This is a genomic window from Clostridium sp. MCC328 (assembly GCF_018785465.1).
Lineage (GTDB): Bacteria > Bacillota > Clostridia > Lachnospirales > Lachnospiraceae > Pilosibacter > Pilosibacter fragilis.
The window spans coordinates 713-1304 of record NZ_WQPW01000080.1 but is presented as its reverse complement, the minus strand read 5'-3'; the positions used below and the strand labels follow the sequence as shown (position 1 = coordinate 1304).

1 protein-coding gene is annotated in these 592 nt (G+C 60.5%); it reads left to right on the top strand.

Annotated features, from left to right (window positions below; all coding sequences use genetic code 11):
- Positions 1–30 precede the first annotated feature (30 nt).
- A partial coding sequence (locus GPK83_RS12130) for a tetratricopeptide repeat protein (RefSeq protein ID WP_215704891.1) occupies positions 31–592 on the top strand: 562 nt, incomplete at its 3' end.

Here is a 592-nt window from a genome sequence, read left to right as displayed (position 1 = left end):
CAGGCGGTGGAAATGGGGAGCCTGAATGCGGTGTGCTGCTTGGGCGTGTGCTATCAATACGGCATTGGCACGGCTCCGGACGCGAAACAGGCTGCCGAGTTATACTGCAAGGCGGCGGAATACGGTTCGCCCCGCGGGCAGATGCTGCTCGCCCGCGCCTTCCACGACGGGATCGGCGTGGAAGCCGACGCTGCCGAGGCCGTGCACTGGGTGCGCGCGGCGGCGTATCAGCGTTACGGTGAAGGTATGCACCGGCTGGGCGTATGCTATGCATACGGCGACGGCGTGGAGCAAAACTGGGAGCATGCTGTGCATTGGTTCCGCGAGGCGGCAGAGAGTGGCGTGAGCGTGGCAATGACGGATCTGGGATACTGCTATGAAAAGGGCCGCGGCGTGGAGCAGAGTTGGGAGCAGGCCTTTTCCTGGTATCGCAGAGGTGCGGAGTGCGGCTATCCGGTTAGCATGAGCAATCTGGGCTTGTGCTATAAAAGGGGATATGGCGTGGATCAGAATTGGCAGGAAGCCATAAAATGGTATGAGCAGGGCGCACAGTGTGGCGATTTGCAATGCATGCATAATCTGGCATGCTGCT